Origin of the sequence: Actinoplanes sp. NPDC000266, assembly GCF_042899005.1 — a bacterium.
Lineage (GTDB): Bacteria > Actinomycetota > Actinomycetes > Mycobacteriales > Micromonosporaceae > Actinoplanes.
In genome coordinates this window covers 88934-112124 of record NZ_JBIAZI010000013.1, presented here as the reverse complement: position 1 = coordinate 112124, position 23191 = coordinate 88934, and the positions used below count along the sequence as shown (strand labels likewise).

23 protein-coding genes are annotated in these 23191 nt (G+C 70.3%); 10 read left to right on the top strand and 13 right to left on the bottom strand.

Features of this window, described 5'->3' with window-relative positions; genetic code table 11:
• Nucleotides 1-61: 61 nt before the first annotated feature.
• On the bottom strand, nucleotides 62-1210 hold the full coding sequence (locus tag ACFY36_RS41575; protein WP_499751426.1) for an HtaA domain-containing protein: 1149 nt from the start codon (nucleotides 1208-1210) through the stop codon (nucleotides 62-64).
• Between the two features lie 106 nt (nucleotides 1211-1316).
• Between ACFY36_RS41575 and ACFY36_RS41570 the strand changes: the two genes are divergently transcribed.
• From ACFY36_RS41570 to ACFY36_RS41550, 5 genes are all read left to right on the top strand, one after another.
• Nucleotides 1317-2210 (top strand): hypothetical protein, encoded by an 894-nt coding sequence (locus ACFY36_RS41570; RefSeq protein ID WP_499751425.1) that lies wholly within the window; start codon nucleotides 1317-1319, stop codon nucleotides 2208-2210.
• A complete protein-coding gene (locus ACFY36_RS41565) occupies nucleotides 2207-3226 on the top strand; it encodes a heme/hemin ABC transporter substrate-binding protein (protein ID WP_499751424.1) in 1020 nt (339 codons plus the stop codon). Before ACFY36_RS41570 ends, ACFY36_RS41565 begins: the two co-directional genes overlap by 4 nt.
• Nucleotides 3217-4335, top strand: coding sequence for a FecCD family ABC transporter permease (locus ACFY36_RS41560; RefSeq protein ID WP_499751423.1), 1119 nt, complete (start codon nucleotides 3217-3219; stop codon nucleotides 4333-4335). The genes ACFY36_RS41565 and ACFY36_RS41560 overlap by 10 nt, the downstream gene beginning before the upstream one ends.
• Nucleotides 4332-5090 carry a heme ABC transporter ATP-binding protein gene (locus ACFY36_RS41555; protein ID WP_499751422.1) on the top strand — a complete coding sequence of 253 codons (759 nt, stop codon included), beginning with the start codon at nucleotides 4332-4334 and terminating at the stop codon, nucleotides 5088-5090. The genes ACFY36_RS41560 and ACFY36_RS41555 overlap by 4 nt, the downstream gene beginning before the upstream one ends.
• 366 nt (nucleotides 5091-5456) lie before the next feature.
• Entirely contained in the window at nucleotides 5457-6554 is a 1098-nt protein-coding gene (locus tag ACFY36_RS41550) for an NAD-dependent epimerase/dehydratase family protein (RefSeq protein ID WP_499751421.1), read from the top strand.
• Here ACFY36_RS41550 and ACFY36_RS41545 read toward each other — a convergent pair.
• Both ACFY36_RS41545 and ACFY36_RS41540 read right to left on the bottom strand, forming a co-directional pair.
• Nucleotides 6541-7356, bottom strand: coding sequence for a hypothetical protein (locus tag ACFY36_RS41545; protein WP_499751420.1), 816 nt, complete (start codon nucleotides 7354-7356; stop codon nucleotides 6541-6543). The two genes, ACFY36_RS41550 and ACFY36_RS41545, sit on opposite strands and share 14 nt — an antisense overlap.
• A 259-nt stretch (nucleotides 7357-7615) precedes the next feature.
• Entirely contained in the window at nucleotides 7616-8173 is a 558-nt protein-coding gene (locus ACFY36_RS41540; RefSeq protein ID WP_499751419.1) for a GtrA family protein, read from the bottom strand.
• 453 nt (nucleotides 8174-8626) lie between these two features.
• Between ACFY36_RS41540 and ACFY36_RS41535 the strand changes: the two genes are divergently transcribed.
• Nucleotides 8627-8977: a hypothetical protein gene (locus tag ACFY36_RS41535; RefSeq protein WP_499751418.1), complete on the top strand. Its 351-nt coding sequence runs from the start codon at nucleotides 8627-8629 to the stop codon at nucleotides 8975-8977.
• Nucleotides 8978-9084: 107 nt separating this feature from the next.
• Here ACFY36_RS41535 and ACFY36_RS41530 read toward each other — a convergent pair whose 3' ends face one another.
• Nucleotides 9085-9915 carry an ABC transporter permease gene (locus tag ACFY36_RS41530; protein WP_499751417.1) on the bottom strand — a complete coding sequence of 277 codons (831 nt, stop codon included), beginning with the start codon at nucleotides 9913-9915 and terminating at the stop codon, nucleotides 9085-9087.
• Entirely contained in the window at nucleotides 9912-10874 is a 963-nt protein-coding gene (locus tag ACFY36_RS41525) for an ATP-binding cassette domain-containing protein (RefSeq protein WP_499751416.1), read from the bottom strand. Before ACFY36_RS41525 ends, ACFY36_RS41530 begins: the two co-directional genes overlap by 4 nt.
• Before the next feature lie 84 nt (nucleotides 10875-10958).
• Between ACFY36_RS41525 and ACFY36_RS41520 the strand changes: the two genes are divergently transcribed.
• On the top strand, nucleotides 10959-11174 hold the full coding sequence (locus tag ACFY36_RS41520; protein ID WP_499751415.1) for a hypothetical protein: 216 nt from the start codon (nucleotides 10959-10961) through the stop codon (nucleotides 11172-11174).
• On the opposite strand, the gene ACFY36_RS41515 is transcribed toward ACFY36_RS41520, so the two are convergent.
• Complete coding sequence (locus ACFY36_RS41515; RefSeq protein ID WP_499751414.1) at nucleotides 11158-11946, bottom strand: universal stress protein; 789 nt, start codon at nucleotides 11944-11946, stop codon at nucleotides 11158-11160. The genes ACFY36_RS41520 and ACFY36_RS41515 overlap by 17 nt on opposite strands.
• A gap of 82 nt (nucleotides 11947-12028) precedes the next feature.
• Between ACFY36_RS41515 and ACFY36_RS41510 the strand changes: the two genes are divergently transcribed.
• A complete protein-coding gene (locus tag ACFY36_RS41510; RefSeq protein ID WP_499751413.1) occupies nucleotides 12029-12379 on the top strand; it encodes a DUF1304 domain-containing protein in 351 nt (116 codons plus the stop codon).
• Here ACFY36_RS41510 and ACFY36_RS41505 read toward each other — a convergent pair whose 3' ends face one another.
• Nucleotides 12380-12589, bottom strand: a complete 210-nt coding sequence (locus tag ACFY36_RS41505; protein WP_498651808.1) for a dodecin family protein — start codon at nucleotides 12587-12589, stop codon at nucleotides 12380-12382.
• A gap of 5 nt (nucleotides 12590-12594) precedes the next feature.
• Nucleotides 12595-15120: an alpha/beta hydrolase gene (locus tag ACFY36_RS41500; RefSeq protein WP_499751412.1), complete on the bottom strand. Its 2526-nt coding sequence runs from the start codon at nucleotides 15118-15120 to the stop codon at nucleotides 12595-12597.
• 65 nt (nucleotides 15121-15185) lie between these two features.
• Between ACFY36_RS41500 and ACFY36_RS41495 the strand changes: the two genes are divergently transcribed.
• Complete coding sequence (locus ACFY36_RS41495; protein WP_499751411.1) at nucleotides 15186-17399, top strand: molybdopterin-dependent oxidoreductase; 2214 nt, start codon at nucleotides 15186-15188, stop codon at nucleotides 17397-17399.
• Here ACFY36_RS41495 and ACFY36_RS41490 read toward each other — a convergent pair.
• From ACFY36_RS41490 to ACFY36_RS41470, 5 genes are read right to left on the bottom strand one after another with little or no spacing between them, the layout of a single operon-like run.
• Complete coding sequence (locus ACFY36_RS41490) at nucleotides 17356-18633, bottom strand: hemolysin family protein (RefSeq protein WP_499751410.1); 1278 nt, start codon at nucleotides 18631-18633, stop codon at nucleotides 17356-17358. The genes ACFY36_RS41495 and ACFY36_RS41490 overlap by 44 nt on opposite strands.
• A gap of 10 nt (nucleotides 18634-18643) precedes the next feature.
• Nucleotides 18644-19561, bottom strand: coding sequence for a cation diffusion facilitator family transporter (locus tag ACFY36_RS41485; RefSeq protein ID WP_499751409.1), 918 nt, complete (start codon nucleotides 19559-19561; stop codon nucleotides 18644-18646).
• Nucleotides 19562-19566: 5 nt separating this feature from the next.
• A complete protein-coding gene (locus ACFY36_RS41480) occupies nucleotides 19567-20373 on the bottom strand; it encodes an ion transporter (protein ID WP_499751408.1) in 807 nt (268 codons plus the stop codon).
• A gap of 23 nt (nucleotides 20374-20396) precedes the next feature.
• Nucleotides 20397-21533, bottom strand: coding sequence for a hypothetical protein (locus ACFY36_RS41475; RefSeq protein WP_499751407.1), 1137 nt, complete (start codon nucleotides 21531-21533; stop codon nucleotides 20397-20399).
• A complete protein-coding gene (locus ACFY36_RS41470; protein ID WP_499751406.1) occupies nucleotides 21523-22032 on the bottom strand; it encodes a SigE family RNA polymerase sigma factor in 510 nt (169 codons plus the stop codon). Before ACFY36_RS41470 ends, ACFY36_RS41475 begins: the two co-directional genes overlap by 11 nt.
• Before the next feature lie 86 nt (nucleotides 22033-22118).
• On the opposite strand from ACFY36_RS41470, the gene ACFY36_RS41465 reads away from it, so the two are divergent.
• Nucleotides 22119-23177 (top strand): esterase-like activity of phytase family protein, encoded by a 1059-nt coding sequence (locus ACFY36_RS41465; RefSeq protein WP_499751405.1) that lies wholly within the window; start codon nucleotides 22119-22121, stop codon nucleotides 23175-23177.
• Nucleotides 23178-23191: the final 14 nt, after the last annotated feature.

Sequence of the window (23191 nt, the reverse complement as noted above, 5' to 3'; positions counted from 1 at the left end):
CAAGCCGGCCGGGGATAATTTCGGTATCCCCGGCCGGTCTCAGGCCCCGCCTGACGAAGAATCAGGCGAGCGTCAGGGTGAGAACCGCGCTGTACTCACCGGCCGCGCTGGACTCGGGCACGCCGAGCTCGAGCGCCGCACCGCAGGTGGAGCTGCCGAGGCTGCTCCCCGTCGCGGCCTTGCAGAGGGTGTGGCTGTCGCCCAGGCCGGAGCCGGGGGCAGCCGGGCTACCCGGGGTGACCGCGTTCTGCACGCCCGCCGCAGCCTGGAGGCTGCTGGTGGCGACGGAGGCGGTCGGCGTCCAACCGAGGTTGTTGGCCGGGATGGCGCCGCCGGCGGCCGACTTGAAGTCGGTCACCTGGCCGACCAGGTCCCAGCCGGAGTTGGTGCCACGCAGGTCGCTGACCGTGACCGCGTTCAGGTTTCCGGTCGCGGACTGGCCCGGCGTCGCCGCCGAGAGGGCCACCTGCGAGCCGGAGGAGGTCAGCGTGAGCGCGCCACCGGTGACCGCCGCCTTGATCGTCTGCGACGCCGAGTTGCCGCCCTGACCAGGGTCGGTCGGGTCGGTCGGGTCGGTCGGATCAGTCGGGTCGGTCGCCGAGGCGGAGGCCGACGCCGAGACCGGGTCGAGCGCCGTGCCGGCGGTGTAGAAACCGGCGAAGGCGCTGGCACCGGCGGCGGTGAGGGTGGCGCCCAGGTTCGAGAACTTGACGGCACCGCCCTCGACCGACGGGGCCGTGGTCACCAGGGTGGCGATCTCGGCCTGGTCGAGGTGCTGGTCGGTGGTGCCGTTGTTGGCCTCGAGGTCCACATCGGCCTTGAGCGAGCCGGTGCCGTCGCCGTCCACCACCAGGGTGGGGTTGGCCACGGTGATCTCGAACAGGTGGGCCGGGTAGGAGAAGACGACGGTGCCGCCGTACTTCACCTCGGCCGTGCCCGCGGCGGCGTCGTACGTGCCGCTCTTCGCCGCGAAACCGAACGTCCCGTCGGCGTTGCGGACGGCGCCGTTGCTCACCGCGATCGGCGGGGTGCCGTTGCCGGTGGAGACGTACGCCCGGAACGACGCCTTGAAGCCCCAGTCCAGGGTTCCACCGCCGACGCTGACCGGAGCGGCCAGGGCGGGAGCGGTGGCGGTCAGCGCGGCGGCCGCGCCGACGGTGATCGCACCGACCCAGAGCGCGACCCGCTTCGGGCCGTGGGTTGTGCCCATGAGAGTTCCTTCCATGGTTGGTTGCGCCCGCAGCAGCGAGCGTGGTTAGGGTAGCCTCACCTAAACTCATGATCAAAAGCAAGATCAAATTTCGCTGGGAGGCAAAGTGCGCATCGGCCGCGCCGCGGTGACGGTCACCGCCTCGGTCCTGCTCGCAACCCTCGGAATCGGCGCCCCCGCGCAGGCCGCGAAGCATCTTTCGGTCTCCAAGACCAAGGGCTTGAAGCGCGCCGGCGAGACCGTGACGGTCTCGGGCAGTGGCTACGACGTGACCAAGGGCATATACGTGGCGTTCTGTGTGGACAACGGCGCGGGCGTGATGCCCTCGCCCTGCGGCGGTGGGGCGGACATGTCCGGCGCCTCCGGCTCGTCCGCCTGGATCTCCTCCAACCCGCCCTCGTACGGCGAAGGCCTGGCCAAGCCGTACGGCAAGGGCGGCTCGTTCAAGGTGAGCATCAACGTCAGCCAGATGATCGGCGATGTCGACTGCGTGGTGAAGGGATGCGCGATCGTCACGCGCAACGACCACACCCGGACAAGCGACAGATCTCAGGATGTACGCATCCCCGTGCGCTTCGCGGCGCCCACGGCCAACACGCCCACGGCCAACGCGCCGGCCGCCACGGTGGCGCCCGCTCGCACATCCGGCGGTTCCACCTCGACCGGCTCCGGTTCCACCTCGACCGGCTCCGGCTCCGGCTCGACCGGCTCCGGCTCCGGCTCGACCGCGCCGGCCGGCGGCCAGAAGACGCCGGCCGGGCCGCCGAGCGTTCAGCTCGCGACCGCGGCCCCACCGGCCGCCACCACGGCCGTCGCGATGGACACCGTGGACTCGACCGCGCTCAACCGCACCAGCTCGGCCACCCCGCTCGGCCATTGGTGGGCCATCGGCGGGGCGTTCATCGCCGGCATGCTCGGCGCCGCGGTGATCGGCCGGCTCCGCCGCCGCCGGTCCCCCGCCGCCGTCGGCACTCCCGCCGGCGTCAAGGAGGAACTGTGATCCGCCGTACCACCGCCGCTGTTGCTCTGGCGGCTTTCCTGCTCACCGGCTGCACCTCGGTGAGCGAGGTCGGCGCCGAGCCGGCCGCCGCCGCGAACGGCTGCGGCGTCTCGACCGCCAAACTGGCCAGCGAGGATGTGACCCCGCTCGACCCCAAGCCCGTACCCAAGCTGCCGGTGACGGTCTCCTCGGCCGACGGCCGCAAGGTCACCGTGAAGAGCGCCGACCGCATCCTCGCGGTCAACCTCTACGGCTCGCTCGGCGAGCTCGTCTTCAGCCTCGGCCTCGGCTCCAATGTGGTCGGTCGTGACACCTCGACCACGTTCCCGTCCGCGGCCAAGCTCCCCTTGGTCACCCCGCAGGGCCACGACCTGTCGGCCGAGGCCATCCTCAAGCTCAACCCGACCGTGATCCTCGCCGACGACAGCATCGGCCCGGCGACCGCGCTCGCCCAGATCCGCGAGGCCGGCATCCCCGTCGTCATGATCGACGACCAGCAGACCATGGCCGGCGTACCCAAGCACATCCGCGCCGTCGCCGCCGCCCTCGGCGTTCCGGAGGCCGGCGAGCGCCTCGTCACCCGGGTCCAGTCCGAGATCGACGCGGCCAGGAAGACGGCACCCACCACAGGCAAGAAACTGAAAATTGCTTTCCTGTACGTCCGTGGCACCGCCGGCGTCTTCCTCATCGGCGGCAAGGACGCCGGTTCCGACGCGATGATCGAGGCGATCGGCGCCGAGGACGCGGGCTCGGCCGCCGGCCTGAAGAAGTTCCGCCCGTTGACGAGCGAGGGCCTGATCAACGCCGCCCCCGACGTCATCCTGGTCATGACCGAGGGCCTCAACTCGGTGAACGGCGTCGAGGGCCTCCTGAAGCTGCCGGGCGTCGCGCAGACCCCGGCCGGCGTCAACCGCCGCATCGTCGACATGGACGACGGCGTCCTGCTGAACTTCGGCGGCCGCACCGGCAAGGCCGTGGAGGCCCTGGCGAAGGCGGTCTACGGCCCATGCAGCTGACCACACCCCCGCAGTCGCCGTCCGTGCCGCCGAAATCGGCACGGACACCCCGCCTGCGGGTACCCGCCCACCTTCGCGGGCCGGCCCGCATCGGCCTGATCGGCGGCCTGGCCGTCGCCCTGATCGCGGTCTGCCTGCTGGCCGCCGGCCGCGGTCAGGTGCCCATCTCCCCGGCCGAGGTGGCCGGCTCGCTGCTGCACCGCCTCGGCCTCGACCTCGGCCCGACGCCGTCGGCCGTGCAGGGCGAGAACGCCCTCTGGCTGGTCCGTTTCCCCCGCGTCACGCTGGCCGTCGTCGTCGGCGCCTCCCTCGGCTGCGCGGGCGCCCTCATGCAGGGCGTCTTCGGCAACCCCCTCGCCGAACCGGGCGTCATCGGCGTCTCCTCGGGCGCCGCGGTCGGCGCCGCCGCCGCCATCGTCAGCGGCGTCACCGTCTTCGGCATCTGGACCACGGCGGCCGCCGCTTTCCTGGGCGGAATTCTGACAACCTTCATGGTGTACGCCATGAGCCGCGCCAACGGCCGCACGGAGGTCGTCACCCTGGTCCTCACCGGCGTGGCCGTCAACGCCACGGCCGGCGCCCTGCTGGGCCTGCTGATGTTCCTGACCGACGACGACGGCGTACGGGCAATCGCCTTCTGGCAGTTGGGCAGCCTGGCCCAGGCCACCTGGGGCGCCGTCTCGGTGGCGGCACCCTGCGCTCTCGCCGGCCTGGGCGTCTCCGTCGTGATCGCCCGCCGCCTGGACCTGCTGGCCCTGGGCGAGGCGCCCGCCCGCCACTTGGGCGTGGACACCGAACGCCTGCGCCTGATCGCCATCACCGCCACGGCCCTGCTGACGGCGTCGGCGGTGGCGTTCACCGGCATCATCAGCTTCGTCGGCCTGGTCGTCCCCCACCTGATCCGCATGGTCGCCGGCCCCGGCCACCGCGTGCTGATCCCGGCCAGCGCCCTCGGCGGCGCGGTGGTCGTGGTCCTGGGGGATCTGATAGCCCGCACGGCCATCGACTATCAGGAGCTTCCCCTCGGAGTGCTGACCGCGGTGGTCGGAGGCCCCGCCTTCTTCTGGTTGCTGCGCCGAACCCGAGCCAAGTCCGGAGGCTGGGGATGAAAGCGACAGGCATCGAGGTCATCCTGGGCGGCCGCAAGGTCGTCGACGGTGTCGGCCTGCACGCCGACCCGGGCGAGGTGGTGGCCCTGGTCGGCCCGAACGGCGCCGGCAAGTCCACATTGCTGGCGGCGCTGTCCGGCGATCTGCCCACTCCCGGGCGCATCGAGATCGCCGGGCGCGACCTGAGGTCGTACAGGCGAATCGATCTGGCCCGGCAGCGCGCCGTGCTGCCGCAGAGGTCGGCGCTGTCGTTCCCCTTCACCGTCGGCGAGGTGGTCCAGATGGGCCGGGCCCCGTGGGCGGGCCGCCCCGAGGCGTCCGAGGACGACGAGGCCGTGGCCGAGGCCATGCGGCGCACCGAGGTCACCGGTTTCGCCGACCGCCCGTTCCAGGCCCTTTCCGGCGGTGAGCAGGCGCGGGTCGCCCTGGCCCGGGTCCTGGCCCAGCGGACGCCGCTGCTCCTGCTGGACGAGCCCACTGCCGCGCTGGACCTGCGCCATCAGGAGCTGGTGCTCCAGGTCGCCCTGGAACGTTCCAGGGCCGGCGCCGCGGTGATAGTGGTCCTGCACGACCTGGGCTTGGCCGCCGCCTACGCCGACCGCGTCTACGTCCTGGCCGCCGGCAAGGTGAGAGCCGAGGGTCCACCCGCCGACATCTTCACCGAGGACCTCTTGACCGACGTCTACCAACACGACGTCGAGGTCCTCCCCCACCCCCGAACCGGCACTCCCCTGGTGGTCCCCCGCCGGTCCTGACCTCCACCGCCCGCGGCCCCATCCGTCCCGACCTCCTCCGCGCGCAGCCACCACCCGTCCCGACCCCCACCGCGCGCAGCCACCACCCGTCCCGACCCCCACCGCGCGCAGCCACCACCCGTCCCGACCCCCACCGCACGCAGCCACCACCCGTCCCGACCCCCACCGCACGCAGCCACCAAACCGTCCCGACCCCCACCGGAGGCGGCCCCCGTCGTGGGCCGCCTGCGGTGGATCTTCGACGCTCATGTGAGCCTTTTCTGGACTCCTTGTCATCGAAATGGACGTACCGATGGCCGTTTCCGATCGTCCACGCACGTTCGCTCACGATGAGGGCGTTCGAACCGGACACTCTTCGTCCACCCGATGTCCCGGAACTGGATGATGGATCGCTGGGAACGGATTCGGGGGTTGGTCATGCGGTCGGCTGTAGTCATCGGCGGTACAGGGTTGATCGGGCGGGCGGTGGCGCGCCGCCTGGTCTCGGCCGGATGGCGGGTCACTGTCACAGGACGGGACCCGGCACACATGCCCGCCGATCTGGAGGCGGCCGGCGTGCGGTTCCGGGCGGTCGACCGTGACGACGCGGCGGGGCTGGCGGCGGCGGTCGGGGGCGGGCTGGACTTCCTGCTCGACTGTGTCTGCTTCACGGGCGCCCAGGCGCGGCTACTGCTTCCGCTGCTCGGCGACGTCGGCTCGGCGGCCATGATCTCCAGCAAGGCGGTCTACGTCGACGCCGACGGCAATCACGTCAACTCGGCTTCCCCGCCCCGGTTCGATGCTCCGGTGACCGAGCGGCAGCCCACCATGAAGCCGGGCGACATGCCGTACAACTCCGCCGAGGGGTACGGCGCCAACAAGGTCGCCGCCGAGCACGTCCTTCTCGACAGCGGCCGGCCCGTGACAGTCCTGCGCCCGTCGAAGGTCCACGGCGAGGGCGCCACACCGCCCCGCGAATGGTATTTCGTGAAGCGCGCCGCGGACCGCCGCCCAGCGATCCTGCTGGCCGGCCACGGCCGGGGCGCCGACCACCCGTCTGCCGCGGTCAACATCGCCGCCCTGGCCGAGACCGTCGCGGAGCGGCCCGGCCGCCGCATCCTCAACGCGGCCGACCCCGACACCCCCGACGGCTTGGCGATCTCACGCGCGATCGCCGCCCTGACCGGCCACCAGTGGCGCGCGGTCCTCTTGAACGAGGACGCCCCACCCCACCTGGGCCGCCATCCCTGGCACACCCGCCCACCGATCGTCCTGGACACCAGCGCCGCCGAGGCCCTCGGCTACCGCCCACTCGGCACTTACTCCACCACGGTCACCCACGCCGTCACCCCGCTGCTCGACCAGCTCGCCCGAGACCCCGCCTGGACCCCACCGGGCATCGACGCCGAACTGACCGCGAGGTGGTTCGACTACGCAGCCGAGGACGACTGGCTCGACTCACAATGGCGCGTCAGTTCCACATGACGGCGTCCACCACCGAAGCGGACGAATCAGCAGATCTGACCCGTACGAAAATCACGTTGTCACCCATATTTCCACCCAAGCAAAGCGCCTTACCTTTTGCCGGCAGCTTTACCTTCTCCTCGCTCGAGAGCGCATTGGTGCTCAGACTTTCGACACATTGATCCTTTGACGGCGCCTCCGAGCTGTCCCAAACAGATCCATTTGTCCAAACGACCACCTCGAGCGCGGTGTCAGCGGCCCGGTAGCAAAGGTCAGCGAAGGCGCCATCAGCCGGGCGTGGCGGAGGATTTTCGAAACTGATGCAGACCTGGTCACCAATCCTCACCTTTCCGCTCCACTGAACGTCAGCTCCTTGCCCAGGGTTGGCCACGCCCGGCGAGGCGCCGCCGGAAGGCCCCGTACCCGTCGGGCCGCCCGAAGGACTGGGTGCCGGCGGCACGCTCGAGGGCTCGCTGCTGGGCGTACGTTCCGAGGGCACGGTGCCGAGCGGCAATGCCTGCGGCTGGGCACTGATGCGCCCGAGCAGGAAGACGACCGCGAGAACCAGCACGATCAGAATCGCGAGAAGGGCCCAGACGACTACCGGAATCCTTCGTTTCGGATAGGGAATCGGCCGCGGATCAGCCAGAACAGCGCCATGGCCCGCCGATTGCGACGGAGCGTAAAGCTCGGCCGGAGGACGCCACAGCGGGGGCTCCACGGGATTTGCAGGTTGCAATGCGGAATCCCGTACGTCCTGATTATCGCCAGTCGGCTGTGGTGGATCGCTGGGATCTCTCCGCTGGGAACGATAGTCCGCCATGGCTCAGGATCCTAAGTGGTCAGGTGCACGCCACCGTCACACACTCAGGCGAATCAGTAATCCGTTCGTACCCGTCAGTTCGCGTCTTACGCCGTTGGCCCGGCGCCGAAAAGATCATTAGCCGAAACGAATTCGGCCGCCAGTGGCTCACCTTCCGGGCAACGGAAACGCGGCGGCATGGATCCGCGAGGCCGGCCAGGGCCCAACCAGCCTTGATCGCATCGGAACGCCGGCCGGCGGGAACCACGGAAGCCATGATTCAGCGGCGTGAGGATTTCGCGGCTCGGCGGGCGGGTTTGGCGCGCTCGTGGTTGGTGATGGGGCTTCGAGGGCCGGGGGCGGACCGGCGGGAGGTGGGGCGGGGACGGGCTTCCGGGTGAGGGAAGACGAACTTCTTGAACGCCCACAACCGGAAGACCATGGCGATCAAGGTGCCGAGGATGATGCCGCTGACGAAGTCGGCTATCTCCTGGGCCGGGCGGCTCACGTCGGGGACGCGCATGTGCAGGACGTAGCGGGATACGCCCAGCGGGATCAGGTTGAGGACGATGCCCACGGCGCTGACGGCGAAGAACAGAGCGGCCTCGTGATGCTGCTCGCGGCCGCCCCTGGTGCGGAACGACCACTCGCGGTTCAGCAGGTACGACAGGATCGTGCTGAGCAGCGTGGCGATGGCCAGGGCGGTGACCGGCTTCTCGTGCAGGACGGTCAGCTTCAAGGCGTAGTTGATGAAGGTTGTCGCCAGGAAGCAGACGCCGCCGACCATCAGGAACTTGGCCGCTTCGTGGTGCTTGCTCCACAACCGGGTGAGCCACATTCCCGCGATCTTAGGCCAATGACCCAAATCGCCCACTCTCGATCGCGGTGATCGGGCGAACTCCGAGAGCGGCCGGCACTCGTTTCCGGCGCGGGTAGCGTCGAGTGCGGCGGTCGGTTCTTGCGGACCGGTCGCCGCTGCGGTCGGTCGCCGAGGAAGACGTGGAAGCTGAGCTGGAGGCGGTTGAACTCGTCCGGCGGGTGACCGCCCCGGACGTCAGTTCGGAAACGCTCGATCGACTGGAGCGGGCGGCCGACACCATGGCGATCGCGTGCGCCACGACGCCGCCAGCGCGGTTGCTGCCCCGGGTCCGGCGCCATCTCGACTACGTGGGCACGCTTGTGGACGCCCGCAAGACACTCGACCAGCATCGGCAACTGCTGGTCGTTGGCGCCTGGTTCGCCCTGCTCCGCGCCACGCTGCACATCGACTTGCGCCAAAGAGCCGCTGCCGATGCCTACCTGGCCACCGCGGCCGGGCTGGCCGGTCAGACGGACACGCCGAGATCGCGCCTGGTGCCTCGAGACCTGGGCATGGGACGTGCTGACCGCCGGCGACTTCCAGCAGGCGATCGCGCTGTCCCAACAGGCTCAGTCGATGGCGCCGGCCCACGGCTCGGCGATCGTCCAAGCGGTCGCGCAGGAGGGCCGGGCCTGGGCACGACTCGGCGACCGGCAGCAAACTCGACGTGCCCTCGACCGCATGGCGTCGGCGCAGCTGGACCACGGCCTGGCGCTGCTGGCCGGCGGGAAGCCCGACGAAGCGGCGGACGCGGCAACCCGGGCGATCATTTCGGGCCGGTAGCGGACAGGCGGACACGCAGGCATGACCCGGATCCCACTCATGGCCTCAGATCTGTAGTGCCTCCCCACGCCCCAGCAAGGAGGCAGCCAGTCCACGAGGCGCACCGCCTACTTTCGGTTGTAGAGGCGCATGGTTATGGCTCCGAAGATGACCACCAAGGCGGCGCTGGCCAGCAACGTCCACATGATCTCGGGCATGTCGGGGGTGCCGGACATGATCGAGCGGATGGCGGAGACCAGGTGGGTGATGGGGTTGACCTTCACGAACGCCTGTAGCCAGCCGGGCATCGTCGACGGCTCGACGAAGACGTTGCTCAGGAACGTCAAAGGGAACAGGACCAGCATGCTGACGCCCATCACCGATTTCTCGGAGCGCAGCAGCAAGCCGAACATGGTCCAGATCCAGGAGAAGGCGAACGAGAAGACGACCAGCAGGCCGATGCCGCCCAGTACGCCCATCACGCCGCCGTCGGGGCGGAAGCCGAGGATCAGGCCGACCACCATGATCGTGGTGGCGGCCAGGATGTAGCGCAGGACGTCGCCGAAGATCATGCCGACCAGGGCGGCCGGGCGCCACACCGGCAGGGTGCGGAAGCGGTCGAAGACGCCCTTCTCGATGTCGGTGTTGAGGCCCACGCCGGTGTACATCGTGATCATGACGACGCTGGTGACCATGATGCCGGGGAGGAAGAACTGCAGGTATTCGCTGGTGGAGCCGGCCAGCGCGCCGCCGAACAGGTACGTGAACATCAGCGTCATGATGATCGGGAACGCCGTCACGTCGAAGAGCTGCTCGGGGACGTGCTTGATCTTCAGGATCGCGCGCCAGCCGAAGGTGAGCGAGGCGGCCAGGGCGCTGGGGCGGGTGGGCGCGGCGCTGCGGGACAGCACGGCGCTGAACGTGTCAGTGGAAGGTGTGTACGTGGATGTGGTGGTCATGCCGGCACCGCCTGGGAAGAGGTCAGAGCCAGGAAGACCTCGTCGAGGCTCGGCTGGCCCAGGGAGAAGTCGTCCACGATGATGCCGGCCTCGGCCAGCCGGGCCAGCGCCCGCGAAGCCTGCGCGGCCGCACCCTGGGAGGAGCCGTCGGCCCGCGCCGTCAGCGCGACCGGATCGGCCTCGAGCTGCACGACCGTGCCCAGTTCCTCGGACAGGACCCGCTCGGCCTCCGGCCGCTGGGCGGCGTCGCGCAGGCGGACGTGGACCGTGCCGGCGCCGATCGACGACTTCAGCTCGCCGGGCGTGCCCTCGGCGATCACCTTGCCGTGGTCGATCACCGCGATGCGGCCGGCCAGCTGGTCCGCCTCGTCGAGGTATTGCGTGGTCAGCAGCACCGTCGTGCCGTTGGCGACCACGATCCGGATGATGTCCCACACCTGGTTGCGGCTGCGCGGGTCGAGCCCCGTGGTCGGCTCGTCGAGGAAGAGGAGGTCGGGCGTGTTGAGGATGCTGGCCGCGATGTCGATGCGCCGCCGCATGCCGCCCGAGTATTTCTTGATCTGACGGTCGGCCGCGTCGGTCAGCCCGAACGCCGCCAGCAACTGGGCGGCCCGGTCGCGGGCCGCGCTCTTGCGGTGCCCGAGCAGGCGGGCCAGCAGGACGAGGTTTTCGGTGCCGGTGAGGTCTTCGTCGACCGACGCGTATTGCCCGGTGAGGCTGACCCGGCTGCGCACCGCGTCGGCGTCGCGGACCACGTCGTGGCCGAAGACCCGGGCGGTGCCCCCATCGGGACGCAGGAGCGTCGCCAACATGCGTACCACCGTGGTCTTGCCTGCTCCGTTGGGCCCGAGAAGGCCGTAGACCGTGCCCGCGGGCACGGTCAGGTCGACGCCGTCGACCGCGCGGTTGTCGCCGAAGGTCTTCACCAGACCCGTGGTTTCGATCGCCGGTGGGTTCATGCCCGCCATGGTGCCTTAGGGGTGTGACATTTTTCTCTCCCGGAGGCGTACGGTGACTCCAAGGAGTGGCCCTGGAGAGTGGCAATGGAGCTGCGAACCCGCCTGTTGATTCTGCGATGCGACTTCCTGCTGCGCCGCGCCAACCACAAGCGGCGCCGGCGGCTGGCCGCCGAGCTCGCCATGTACCGCGGTCATGACGAGCTCAACGACCTGCACGCGCTGCTGGACACCTATCCGGACGGGCTGACCCACGAGATCCGGGAGATCCTCCACCAGCAGGCGGTCAGGCGCGCGCGATGAGCACCGGGCACTCGGCCCGTTGCAGCAGGCGGGTGCCGACCGGGCCGAGCAGCGCGCCCTGCTGGCGGGCGCCGGCCACCACCAGCTGAGCCTCGCGGCATTGCTGCAGCAGGACCCTGTCGGGCTTGCCGCCGATCACCTCGCGGGTGGCCCGCACCTGCGGATATTTCTCGCGCCACGGGTCGAGCTGAAGATCGATCTCGGCGCCCAGCGCCTCCGCGGCCGGCGACGGCCCGCCGTCCCGCACGGTGACCGCGATCAGCGGCGCCCCGCGCATGGCCGCCTCCTCGAAGGCCCGTCCGATGATCGTGGAAGCGTCGGGGTCGCTGTTGACGCCGACCACCACCGGGCGGTCGGCCGGCACCTCGCCGCCGCGCACCACCACCACGCAGCAGTGCGCCTGAGTGGCGACCTGGCTGCACACCGATCCGTGCGCCTGCCCGAAGAAGCCGCGGTCGCCGTGGCTGCCGAGGACGACCAGCGCCGCCTCCTCGGACGCGTGGACCAGCACCGGAACGGCGTATCCGGGCAGCGCGACCCCTCGCACCGAAACCCCCGGGGCGACGGCCCGGGCCTGCATCACCGCCGTGTGCACCACGGAAGCGTCGGCGTCGGCCGGCTGGGCGTCGAACGAGAAGGAGTCCGTGCGGTGGCGGGCGATCAGCACCCGCAGCTCCGCCTGGCGCATCCTCGCCTCGCCGGCGGCCCACCGCACCGCCGCCATGGAACCGGCCGACCCGTCGACGCCGACCACTACCCTCGTTTTGATCATGGCGTGTCCCTCCTCCATCAAGGAAAGACCCATCGGGAGGGGGTAATCAAGACGCTGTTCAGGTGGCGATAGCCTGGCCCGCATGATCATCGTTGCGAACGTCCTGGTCGCGCTCGTCGCGCTGATCCACATCTACATCCTGGTGCTGGAGATGTTCCTCTGGACGAGCCCGCGCGGGCGCGCGGCGTTCGGGACCACGCCGGAGTTCGCCGAGCAGACGAAGACGCTCGGCGCGAACCAGGGCCTCTACAACGGCTTCCTCGCGGCCGGCCTGATCTGGGGCCTGATCGACGGCGCCGACGCTATCAAGATCTTCTTCCTGGTCTGCGTGGCCGTCGCGGGCGTGTTCGGCGCGGCCACGGCCAGCCGGCGGATCATCTACGTGCAGACGCTTCCCGCCGTGCTGGCCCTGGCCGCTGTGCTGATCAAATAATCAGTCTTCCACCCGGAATCCGATCTTCAGCCGAACCTGATAGTGCGCGACCTCCCCGTCGACCACCTGGCCGCGGATCTCCTGCGTCTCGAACCACTCGATGTTGCGCACGGTCTGGTTGGCCTTGGAGATGGCCGTGCGGATCGCGTCGTCGACGCTGGTCGGGCTGCTGCCGACGACTTCGCTGAGGCGGTACACGTGGTTGGTCATGCGCCTCAGCTTCCGCTCACCGTTCCGGTCAGCACAAGGTCGGGCGTCACGTGCAGCTCGACCGACTCGTCCGGCTCGGCCAGCGTGTCGGTGATCGTCGGGACGACGAGCGAGCCCGTTTCCGAGCCCGGCTCGAAGACCGCCCAGGGCAGCGCCGGCGTCGAGGAGAGCGGCCGCGACGGTTCCGGTTCCTCCCAGGCCACGTCCATGAACCAGACCGGGTCGACGTCGGTGCTGGAGAGCTCGGCCCCGGCCGGCGGTTCCGGCGCCGCGCCGACGTAATAGGCGGACTCGACCGGCGCCGACAATCGCAGTTCCCAGCTCAGGGTCTCGCCCTCGGCTTTGCGCACCGATGTCACGGCCGCGCTGACCGCCGGTTCCGGATCGTCGTTCTCGACCGTTATGCCGCCGATGTAGTCGCGGATCTGGAAGCCCCGCTCGGCTTTCGCGAGCAGATATTGGCCCTCCCCTTCCCCGTACATCTCGTCGCCCTCGACCCGGAACGGCACGGTCAGCGAGCGGTCGACGGTGACCAGCCAGGTCTTCGTCACCTCATAGGTGACCGCGTCGAGCAGGAAGAACCGCACCTGCCCCTTTCCACGTCCTTCCACCGTCACCGGCACCTGATAGGTCTTCACCCCCGAGTCGCCCTCGTCGACAGTCAGATTTCCGATGTCCAGTTGCGGCAGGTTCGGGGTTCCGGTGGGCGGGGTCCCTTTGCCGTACGCCCACGCGTCGAGCACGAACGCCGGCCCGGATCCCGAGAATTCGAGCGCCTTCACGTTCAGGCGCGGAATCGGCAACCGAACCTCCTGACCCCAGTACGAGGTCGTCAATTCAGTTCCAGGCAGACCATTCAGCCGTACGTCTCCGAGCCGCACCCGGCGGCCGTCGGCCGCGACCGCCGTCACGCCGAAGGACGTGCCGCTCGTGTTCGGCGGAACGATCACCCGGAGAGCCAGCGTGCCGCTGTCCACCCGCACCGGCCGCGGCAGCACGGCGCGTTGCGCCGCCCCGGACAGCGACACCGCGTAGCGGCCCGGCTCGGGCACGATCGGCCCGAACGTCGTGAAGTGCCCGATCCGCGAGTCGATGTCCTCCGGATCGAGGCACGAGCGGGCGGCCACGTCGGTGACCTGCTCACAGATCCGGACGCCCTTGACGTCCGGTCCCGGGATCAGCACCGGGCTGCGCTGCCCGCCGAGCGCGTGGCTGAGCACCCGGGCCGGGTCGGCCGAGGGCGCCCGCACCCCGCTCCCGTCGAGCAGCGGCAGCACCCGGTCGTCGTCCTGGACGAACAGCCGCGCCGCGGCCGCGATGTAGGTGGCTCCCGCCTTCTGCTGCTGCGCCGCCGTCAGCCGGGTCGGCGTGCCCGGCGAGCACACCGCGTCCGGCTCGTCACCGCTGTAGAAGTCGTCCCACGCCGGCGCCGCCGCCTGTCCCGGCGTCCATTCCGTGTTGAAGAAGTTGTGGTTCGCCCCGATCATGTAGAGCGCGCTGTGCACCGCTTTCCCGCGGCTGACGCCCCGGGTCTCGTCCACGTACATCTGCCCCTGCAGGTCGAAGACGTCACCGTCGCAGCCGGGCAGGATCGTCGCCGACGGCACGTCCGGCACCGGGTTGTGCCCGAACAGCGTCGGCCCGATGAGCAGCAGCCCGCGAATGGTCCACCGCTTGTCGGCCGCCATCGCGGCCCGGCTGACCCCTTCGCCACCGCGCGAGTGCCCGACGAGATAGACCTTCGAGAGATCCACCCGGCGATCCTTGGCCAGCAGCGCGAGGTGGTGGCGCACCAGTTCGGCACGGGCCTGCGCCCCACCGTCCTCACTCGCCCAGTCCTGCCCGTTGATGCCGTTGGCCGAGATGGAGACGGTCACATATCCCTGCGAGGCGAGCAGTTCCTGCGCCTGGAGATAGCCGCGGTAGCTGGGAATCGGCAATGTCCCTTCCGGGCACGGCCATTCCTGCGGAACTTCCTCGCTGTTTCCCTGATAGCAGACCGAGTGCCGGCCGTGCAGGAAGAGCGCGAGGGGCCGTTTCCCGGTCGCGCCGACCGGCGCCACGACGACGGCCTTGGTCTCGACCGGCGCGGGATATTCGAGCTTGACCGGAGCCACGTCGTATTCCGAGGTGGCCGTCCGATAGGGCCCCGGCACACCGGGGTCGACACCACCGGAGGGGGACTGCGGCGGGACGACGGTTTTCTGCGAGCGGCGTGGCGCAGGCTGAGCGTCGAGTCTCTTACCGGCGGCCCGCACGGAAAGTTCGCCGACCGGAGCACCGGTGGCCAGGGAGAAGGTCCGCCCGTCCGGATGCGGTTTCGCCTTTCCGAGCAGCCGGTCGCCCGACCAGAATTCGACCGCCGCGTCGCCCATCGGCACCCGTTTCGCGGCCGTCCAGGTGAGCTTTCCGTCCACCACGGACCAGCCACCGCCCGGGTCCGTGGCCGTCGGTGGCGCGGCGACCGCGCTCCCGGCGATACCTACGACAAGTGTCACGGCGACCGCCGCCGCCGTCAGTAGTCTTCGCATGCAAGTCTGTCTATCTCACACCCGCAACCAGCTCGAAGATCGTCGAATCATGGCACCATGACACGATGGCTGAGGCGACGACGCGTACGGCATATCGGACCTGCCCGCTCTGCGAGGCCGCCTGCGGCCTGGAGCTCACCATCGCCGCCGACCGGGTCGTGGCGGCCCGCGGCGACCGTGACCACGTCTTCAGCCACGGCTTCGTCTGTCCCAAGGGCGCGACGTTCGGCCAGCTCACCGACGATCCTGACCGGCTGCGCCGCCCACTGGTGCGCCGCGACGGCCGCCACGTCGAGGTGAGCTGGGAGGAGGCGTTCGCCGAGGTCGAAAAGGTTCTCGGGCCGGTCCTTCAGTCGTACGGCCGGGACGCCGTCGCCCTTTATCTCGGCAACCCGAACGTGCACACCATGGCCGGCGGGCTCTACGTGACCCCGCTGGTCAAGGCGCTCGGCTCGAAGAACACGTTCTCGGCCAGCACGGTCGACCAGATGCCCAAGCACGTGTCCTGCGGCTATCTGTACGGCAATCCCCTGGCCATCCCGGTGCCCGACATCGACCGCACCGACCTGCTGCTCATCCTGGGCGCCAACCCGTGGGAGTCGAACGGCAGCCTGGCCACGGCGGCCGACTTCCCGGGCCGGCTGCGGGCGATCCAGCAGCGCGGCGGCCGTTTCATCGTGGTCGACCCACGGCGCACCCGCACGGCCGAGAACGCCGACGAGCATTTGTTCGTCCGGCCCGGCACCGACGCGTTCCTGCTCTTCGGCATCGTGCACACCCTGTTCGCCGAGGAGCTCACCGACGTGGGTCCCCACATCTCAGGCGTCGAGGGGGTACGTCTCCTCGCGCGCGACTTCCCACCCGAGGCCGTCGCGGCCGCGTGCGGCGTGCCGGCCGACCGGATCGTCCGGCTGGCCCGCGAGCTGGCCGCGGCGCCGAGCGCCGCCGTGTACGGGCGGATCGGCACGTGCACGGTCGAGTTCGGCACGCTGACCAGCTGGCTCATCGACGTGGTGAACGTGCTGACCGGCAACCTCGACAAGCCCGGCGGGGTGATGTTCCCGCTGGCCGCGCACACCCGCAAGCAGAGCCGCCCCGGCGGTAAAGGTTTCCGGGTCGGCCGCTGGCACAGCCGGGTGCGGGGACTGCCCGAGGTCAAGGGCGAGCTGCCGGTGGCGGCGCTGGCCGACGAGATCGAGACGCCGGGCGAGGGTCAGGTCCGCGCGTTCGTCACGGTCGCCGGCAACCCGGTGCTGTCCACGCCGAACAGCGGCCGGCTCGACCGGGCCCTGTCCGGGCTCGACTTCATGGTCAGCGTCGATCCCTATCTGAACGAGACGACCCGGCACGCCGACGTGATCCTGCCGCCGACCGATCCGGCACGGAAGGGCCACTACGACTTCTCGTTCCTGGCCCTCGCGGTGCGCAACTTCGCCGCGTACTCCCCGGCCGCGCTGCCGGCCGACCCGGGCAGTCTGGACGAGTGCGACATCCTGGCCCGGCTCACCTCGATCATCGCGGGCCGCGACACCGATCCGGCCGTCGTGCACGAGCAGATGCTGGCCGCCCTCCTCGAAAAGGCGGCCGGTCCGCTCGGGCGGGAGGCGGCCGACCTGCGGGCCGAGGTCACCGGTGATCATCCGGCCGAGCGCCTGCTCGACGTGGCGGTGCGCACCGGCGCCTACGGCGACCTGTTCGGCGTACAACCGAAGGGTTTGACCCTCCAAAAGCTCCTGGAGAGCCCGCACGGGGTCGATCTCGGACCGTTGGAGCCACGGATCCCCGAAGTGTTGCGGACGGCCAGCGGCACGGTCGAGCTGTGCCCGGAGCCGCTCGTGGCCGACACCGCGCGCCTCCGGGTGGCGCTGGAGCGGCGCCCGGACGAGCTCGTGCTGATCGGGCGGCGGCATCTGCGGTCGAACAACAGCTGGATGCACAACGTGCCGGCGCTGGTGAAAGGCCGCGACCGGTGCACGTTGCAGGTCAATCCGGCCGACGCCACCCGGCTGGCGATCAAGGAGGGTGATGAGGCTCAGGTGACGTCACGCGCCGGTCTGCTGCGCGCGACGGTCGAGGTCACCGACCGGGTGATGCCGGGGGTGGTGAGCCTGCCGCACGGCTGGGGCCACGGTGTGCCGGGCACGCGGATGCGGGTGGCGGCCGACCATCCGGGGGTGAACTCGAACCTGCTCACCGACGAGCTGACGATCGATCCGCTGTCGGGCAACAGCGTGCTCAACGGGATTCCGGTACAGGTTTCCGCCAGCGGATCTCGGTGATCGCGCGGCCGGCGACCCGGGTGACCTCGGCCGTGGCGCCGTCGATGTCGACCGTCTCGCCGGGCGCGGTCGGGATGTGCCCGAGCTTGGCCAGCACGAGCCCGGCCACCGTCGTGTAGTCGGCGTCCCCGAGGCGCTCGATGTCGATGCCGACGTCGGGCAGGTCGTGGATGGGGAAGGTGCCGGGCATGAGCAGCGCGCCGTCGTCCTCACGCACCACCGACTGGACGTCGCGGTCGGTCTCGTCGTAGATCTCGCCGACGACCTCCTCGACCAGATCCTCCATCGTCACGATGCCGTCGATGGCGCCCCGCTCGTCGACGACCATGGCGAACTGCTGGCGCTGGGCGCGCAGCTGCATCATCGCGTCGGAGACCTTGAGGCTCTCGGGCAGGAAGAGCGCGTCGAACATGTGGTCCCGCACGGGACCCGAGGCGTCGATCAGGTCACGCAGATGGGTCACGCCGAGCACGTCGTCCAGGCCCATCGGCCCGGTCACCGGCGCCCGGGAGTGCCCGCCCGCGACGAGCCGGGCCAGCGCCTCGTGGGCGGGCATGCCGGCCGGGACGACCAGGACGTCGCGGCGGGGAACGAGGATCTCGCGCAGCACCCGGTCGGCGATCTCGAAGGCCCCGCTGATGATCGTGCGCTGCTCCGGGGTGAACTCCTGCTGCTGGGTGACCAGGTCGCGGATCTCCTCGGTCGTGACCTCTTCGCGTGTCGCGTTGGGGTCGACGCCGGTCAGGCGTACCAGAAGGTCTGTTGATTTGCCCAGAAGCCACACCACCGGGCGCGACAGTCCCGACAGCACGTCGAGCGGCCGGGCCACCATCAGCGCCCAGCCCTCGGCCCGCTGCATCGCGATCCGCTTCGGGGCCAGCTCGCCGACGACCAGGGTGAAGAAGGTCAGCACGATGGTGACCAGCACGATCGACACCGGCTCGGCCGCGCTGCCCAGGAAACTCAGCGGATCGGTCAGCGGCTTGGCCAGCGACACCGCGGCCGACGCCGAGGCCAGGAAACCGGCCAGGGTGATGCCGATCTGGATCGTGGCCAGGAACCGGTTCGGGTCGCGGGCCAGCTTGGCCAGCGTGGCGCCGGTGCGCGACTTGCGCTCCAGGCGCTGCAACTGGCTGTCCCGCAGCGAGATCAGCGCCATCTCGCTGCCGGAGAACGCGGCGTTGAGCAGCACCAGGAAAACGACCAGGACGATCTGCCATCCGTAGCTGCCCATGCCCGACTCCTCAGGACGCCGGCCGGTAGATGTCCGGCTCCAGATAGATCACCTTTGCCGAGGGTACGGCAGCGCGGACCCGCGCCTCGGCGTCGTCGATGGTCGCGGCGATGTCGCGGCCCTCGTCCTCCGCCCCGATACCGATCTTGGCGGCCAGCAGGAGCTCGTCCGGGCCGAGGTGCATGGTCCGCAGGTGGATCACCTGGTCGACGCCGGGCGAGGAGAGCAGCGCCGTCTCGATCGCGGTGATCTGCTCGGGCACGGCCGACTCGCCGATGATCAGACTTTTGGTCTCGGTGGCCAGCAGCACGGCCACGGTCACCAGCAGCAAGCCGATGCACAGGGTGGCGATGCCGTCGAAGACGCCGTTGCCGGTGGCCACGCTCAACCCGACGCCGAGCAGCGCGAACAGCAGGCCGATGAGGGCGCCGCTGTCCTCGAGCAGGATCACCGGCAGCTCGGGGTTGCGGGTGCGCTTGATGAAGGCGAGCCAGTCCCGTTTGCCGCGGGTGCGGTTGGCCTCGCCGACCGCGGTGCGCAGCGCGTAGCCCTCGAGCGCGGCCGCGATCACCAGCACGATGACGGCGACGATCGGCGATTCCAGCGGATGCGGGTCCCGGATCTTGTGATAGCCCTCGTAGACCGCGTACAGGCCGCCCAGGCTGAACAGGATGATCGCCACCAGGAAGGCGTAGACGTACCGTTCCCGGGCGTAACCGAACGGGTGCAGCGCCGAGGCCGGCCGTTGGGCCCGGCGCCCGCCGATCAGCAGCAGCACCTGGTTGGCCGAGTCGGCCACCGAGTGCACGCCCTCGGCCAGCATCGAGGCCGACCCGGTGATCGCGGCGGCGATGAACTTCGACACGCCGATCGTGAGGTTCGCGCCGAGCGCGGTGATCACGGCCCGGGTGCTGCCCTCTGTCGCCATGATCGTCAGTCTTTCAGGAGTTCCCGGTCTTGGGGCAGGCGTCGCTCCAGCTCGTCGATGAGCAGGTGCAGGCGGGCCAGCTGCTCCTGCAGCGGTGGCTCGGACGCCTTGGCACCCCGGTTCTCGTCGTGGGCCTCCTGCAGGGCGGTCAGCACCACGCCGACGAGCAGGTTCGTGAGGAGATAACAGGCGGCGACCATGTACGACACGTAGTAGAGCACCGCCCACTCGGTCACCTCACGCCCGGCCTGCAACGTGTCGGTGATGCCGTCCAGCGACAGCAGCAGGAACAGCGTCAGCATGGCCTGCCCGACCGTGCCGTACCGCTCCGGGTAGGCCTCGCCGAACATCATCCAGCCCAGGATCGCGTACCCGTAGAGCAGAATCACCGTGACCAGCAGGAAGCTGCCGAGCCCGGGCAGGCTGCGCCGGATGCCGATCAGGATGACGCGCAGGCTCGGGAAGAACCGGAACGTGCGCACGATCCGCGCCAGCCGCAACAGCCTCAGCAGCGTCACGTTCTCCCGCACACCCGGCAGCAGCGGCGCGGCCACGATCACCACATCGAACAGGTTCCACCGGTCGCGGAAGAACGCCTTTCCGGCGGCCCCGAACCGGATGAGCAGCTCCACGACGAAGTACGCCACGCAGGCGTACTCGATCGCGTGCAGGACCGGCCCGGCCGCCGCGACCACCGGATCGTACGTCTCGAGGCCGAGCGTGATCGCGTTGATCACGATGGCGGCGAAGCCGGCGAGATTGAACCACGACGCCGCCACCAGACGGCTGCAGAAAAGGGCGGTGCGCGTCATCGCGGGAGAGCGTATCGCCTCGCTCAGCAGTGCCAGACGATCGGGCGGGTGATAGTTTCGCCGGCCTGCTCACCGGCTATGACGGTACCGTCGGCGCTGATTCCGGTGGCCACGTCGTAGTCGCGGCCGGCGCTCAGGTGCGGCAGGCGACGGGTCGACAGAGTGGCTTCCCGGTACGGCGGAGCGGGCTCCGTCTTGGTGGTGACTCCCGCCACGACACCTGTCCGGGTGATGCCGGAAGCCGCCATGCCGGGCACGGGCTGCGCGGGTTTGCCGTCCATCCGCCAGCGGACGGTGGGGCCGGTCGCGTTCGGGCCCATGCGCGGGGACGCGATGACACCCTCGGTGGTGGACGGTCCGGAGGTGCCGACGATCCAGTCGCCGGCGATCGCCGTCGCGCTGCCCTCGCCGGTGCCGGGCAACGGGCCACCCTCGACCGTGGACTTCCACGCGTACGGCTTGCCGTCCGCATAGCCGACGATCAGCTCCTCGTCGCCGATGCCGAAGGCGCCGGCCGCACCGGGAGCGTCCAGCAGGTGCACCTTGAGGGGATCGGCGGCGGGCCAGAACGCCGCCTGGCTCGACCCGTGAGGATCCAGAACCACGCCGACGATGTCGCCCCGTTCGTTGATCCCGTAGGCGGTGGCGTCCTTGCCGGCCGGCACGGGCAGGACGCGGACCTCGCCGTTCGTCCACGCCCACGCGACCTGCCGCTCGCCGCGGGTGACCCCGCCGACGACCGTGCCGCCGTCGTTGACACCCATCGGGGTGGGCCCGAAGCCGGTGATGCCCAGGTCTTTCAGCCGCCCGTCGTCCCAGAGCAGCGCCCGGCCCTGCGCGCCGGTCTCCTCCGAGGCCGGCACCGCGCCGGCGATGAAGCGGCCCCGGGGATCGACGGCGGTGGTCGTCACCCGCTTCTCCCCCGGCGGCATCGAGAGCGCGGCCGCCCGGCATCCGTTCTCGGCCGGGGTGATCAGCCTCTGGTCGTGCGGCCGGTTCACCGCCGCCACCACGCCGCCGACGGCCAGCACGCTCAGCGCCACCGCCCCGGCCTTGCGCAAGGCGACGCGGCGGCGGCCGGTGACGACGGCCCGGTCGATGCTCACGTCGAGCGGCGGCACGTCCAGGTCGCGCAGCGCCGCCAGGCGGTCAGTCCTCATGCTTCCTCCACTGTGCGGCGGCCACCGGCTCCTCGAGCAGGTGACGCATCTTGGCCAGTCCCTTGGCGCTCTGGCTCTTGACCGTGCCGTCGCTGATGTCGAGCATCTCGGCCACCTCGCCGACCGGCAGGTCGTAGACGAAGCGCAGCACCAGCACGGCCCGCTGCCGGGGCGGCAGCTGCTTCAGCGCCGCCACCAGCGCCGGCCGGTCCTCGTTGTCGCGCACCGGCCGTTCCGGGACCTCACCGCTCAGGCGGATGCGCGCCCACGGGCTCCGCTGCTCGATCAGGAACTGACGCAACAGCATCTTGCGGACGTACGCGTCCACGTGCTCCACCGTGCGTATCCGGTGCCATCGCGTGTAGAGCTTGACCAGCGTGTTCTGCACCAGGTCGGAAGCCCGGTGGGCGTCACCGCACAGCGTGTACGCCAGCCGCTGCAACCGGGGCACCCCGGCTCTCGCGTACTCGACGTACTCGCGCTCCGCGTCCGCGCGCATCGATGTTCCCCCTTCGTCACATTCTCAATGCGCGCCGCCGCCGCAACGGTTGCCCGTCGTTCACATCGGGCTCCTAGAAATGATTGATGATTCGACGTCTGTCCATCGCCACCGCCGTCGTGGCCGCCGGCGTGCTCGCGGCCTCGCCCGCCGTCGCCCGTCCCGGACACGGCCTGCCGTCCCTGAAGCTGGTGGACTCCCTCGTCTTCGCGCCGGGGCAGCCGTTCGGCGGCATCTCGGGCATCGACTACGACCCTCGCACCGGCCACTACGTGGCGATCAGCGACGACCGGTCGGCCCTCGCGCCGGCCCGCTATTACACCCTGCGGCTGCCGGTCTCGCGCAAGGGCCTGGGCACGCCGGTGGTCACGGGCGTGACCACGCTGCGCGACACGAACGGCCAGCCGTTCGCCAACGGCACGGTCGACCCCGAGGCCGTACGGGAGCTGCCCGGCACCGATCGGCTCGCGTGGACCAGTGAGGGCGCCGCCGCGACCGGCATCGCCCCGTTCGTGCGGGAGACGTCGCGTGACGGCGCTTTCCGCCGCGAGTACCGTCTGCCGGCCGCTTACCTTCCGGCCGCGGCTTCAGGCGTACGGAACAACCTCGCTCTTGAGTCCTTGACCGTCTCGGCCGACGGCCGTTCCCTGGTCACGGCGACCGAGAACGCGCTCGTGCAGGACGGCCCGGCCGCCACCCTGACCAACGGCAGCCGGTCCCGCGTGCTCGTGCTGGACCGGGCCTCCGGCAAGGCGAAGGCCGAGTACGTCTATCCGGTGAGCCCGATCGCGCACGCGCCGACCGACCCGGCCAACCTCTACGCCGACCGGGGCCTGACCGACCTGCTCACGATCAACAAGACCGACTTCCTGGCCGTGGAGCGCAGCTACGCCGGCGGCGTCGGCTTCACCATCCAGATCTTCTGGACGACCACCCGCGGCGCCACCGACACCGGTGGCCGCGCGGCGCTGACCGGCGCCGAGAAGGCCATGAGCAAGAAGCTGCTGTTCGAGTTCCCGTCGGCCGACAACGTCGAGGGCATCACGTGGGGCCCGCGCCTGGCCGACGGCCACCGCTCGCTCATCGCCGTCACCGACGACAACTTCGGCACCGCCGGCACCCAGTTCCACCTGCTCCGCTACTAGCCGCCGTTGTTTAC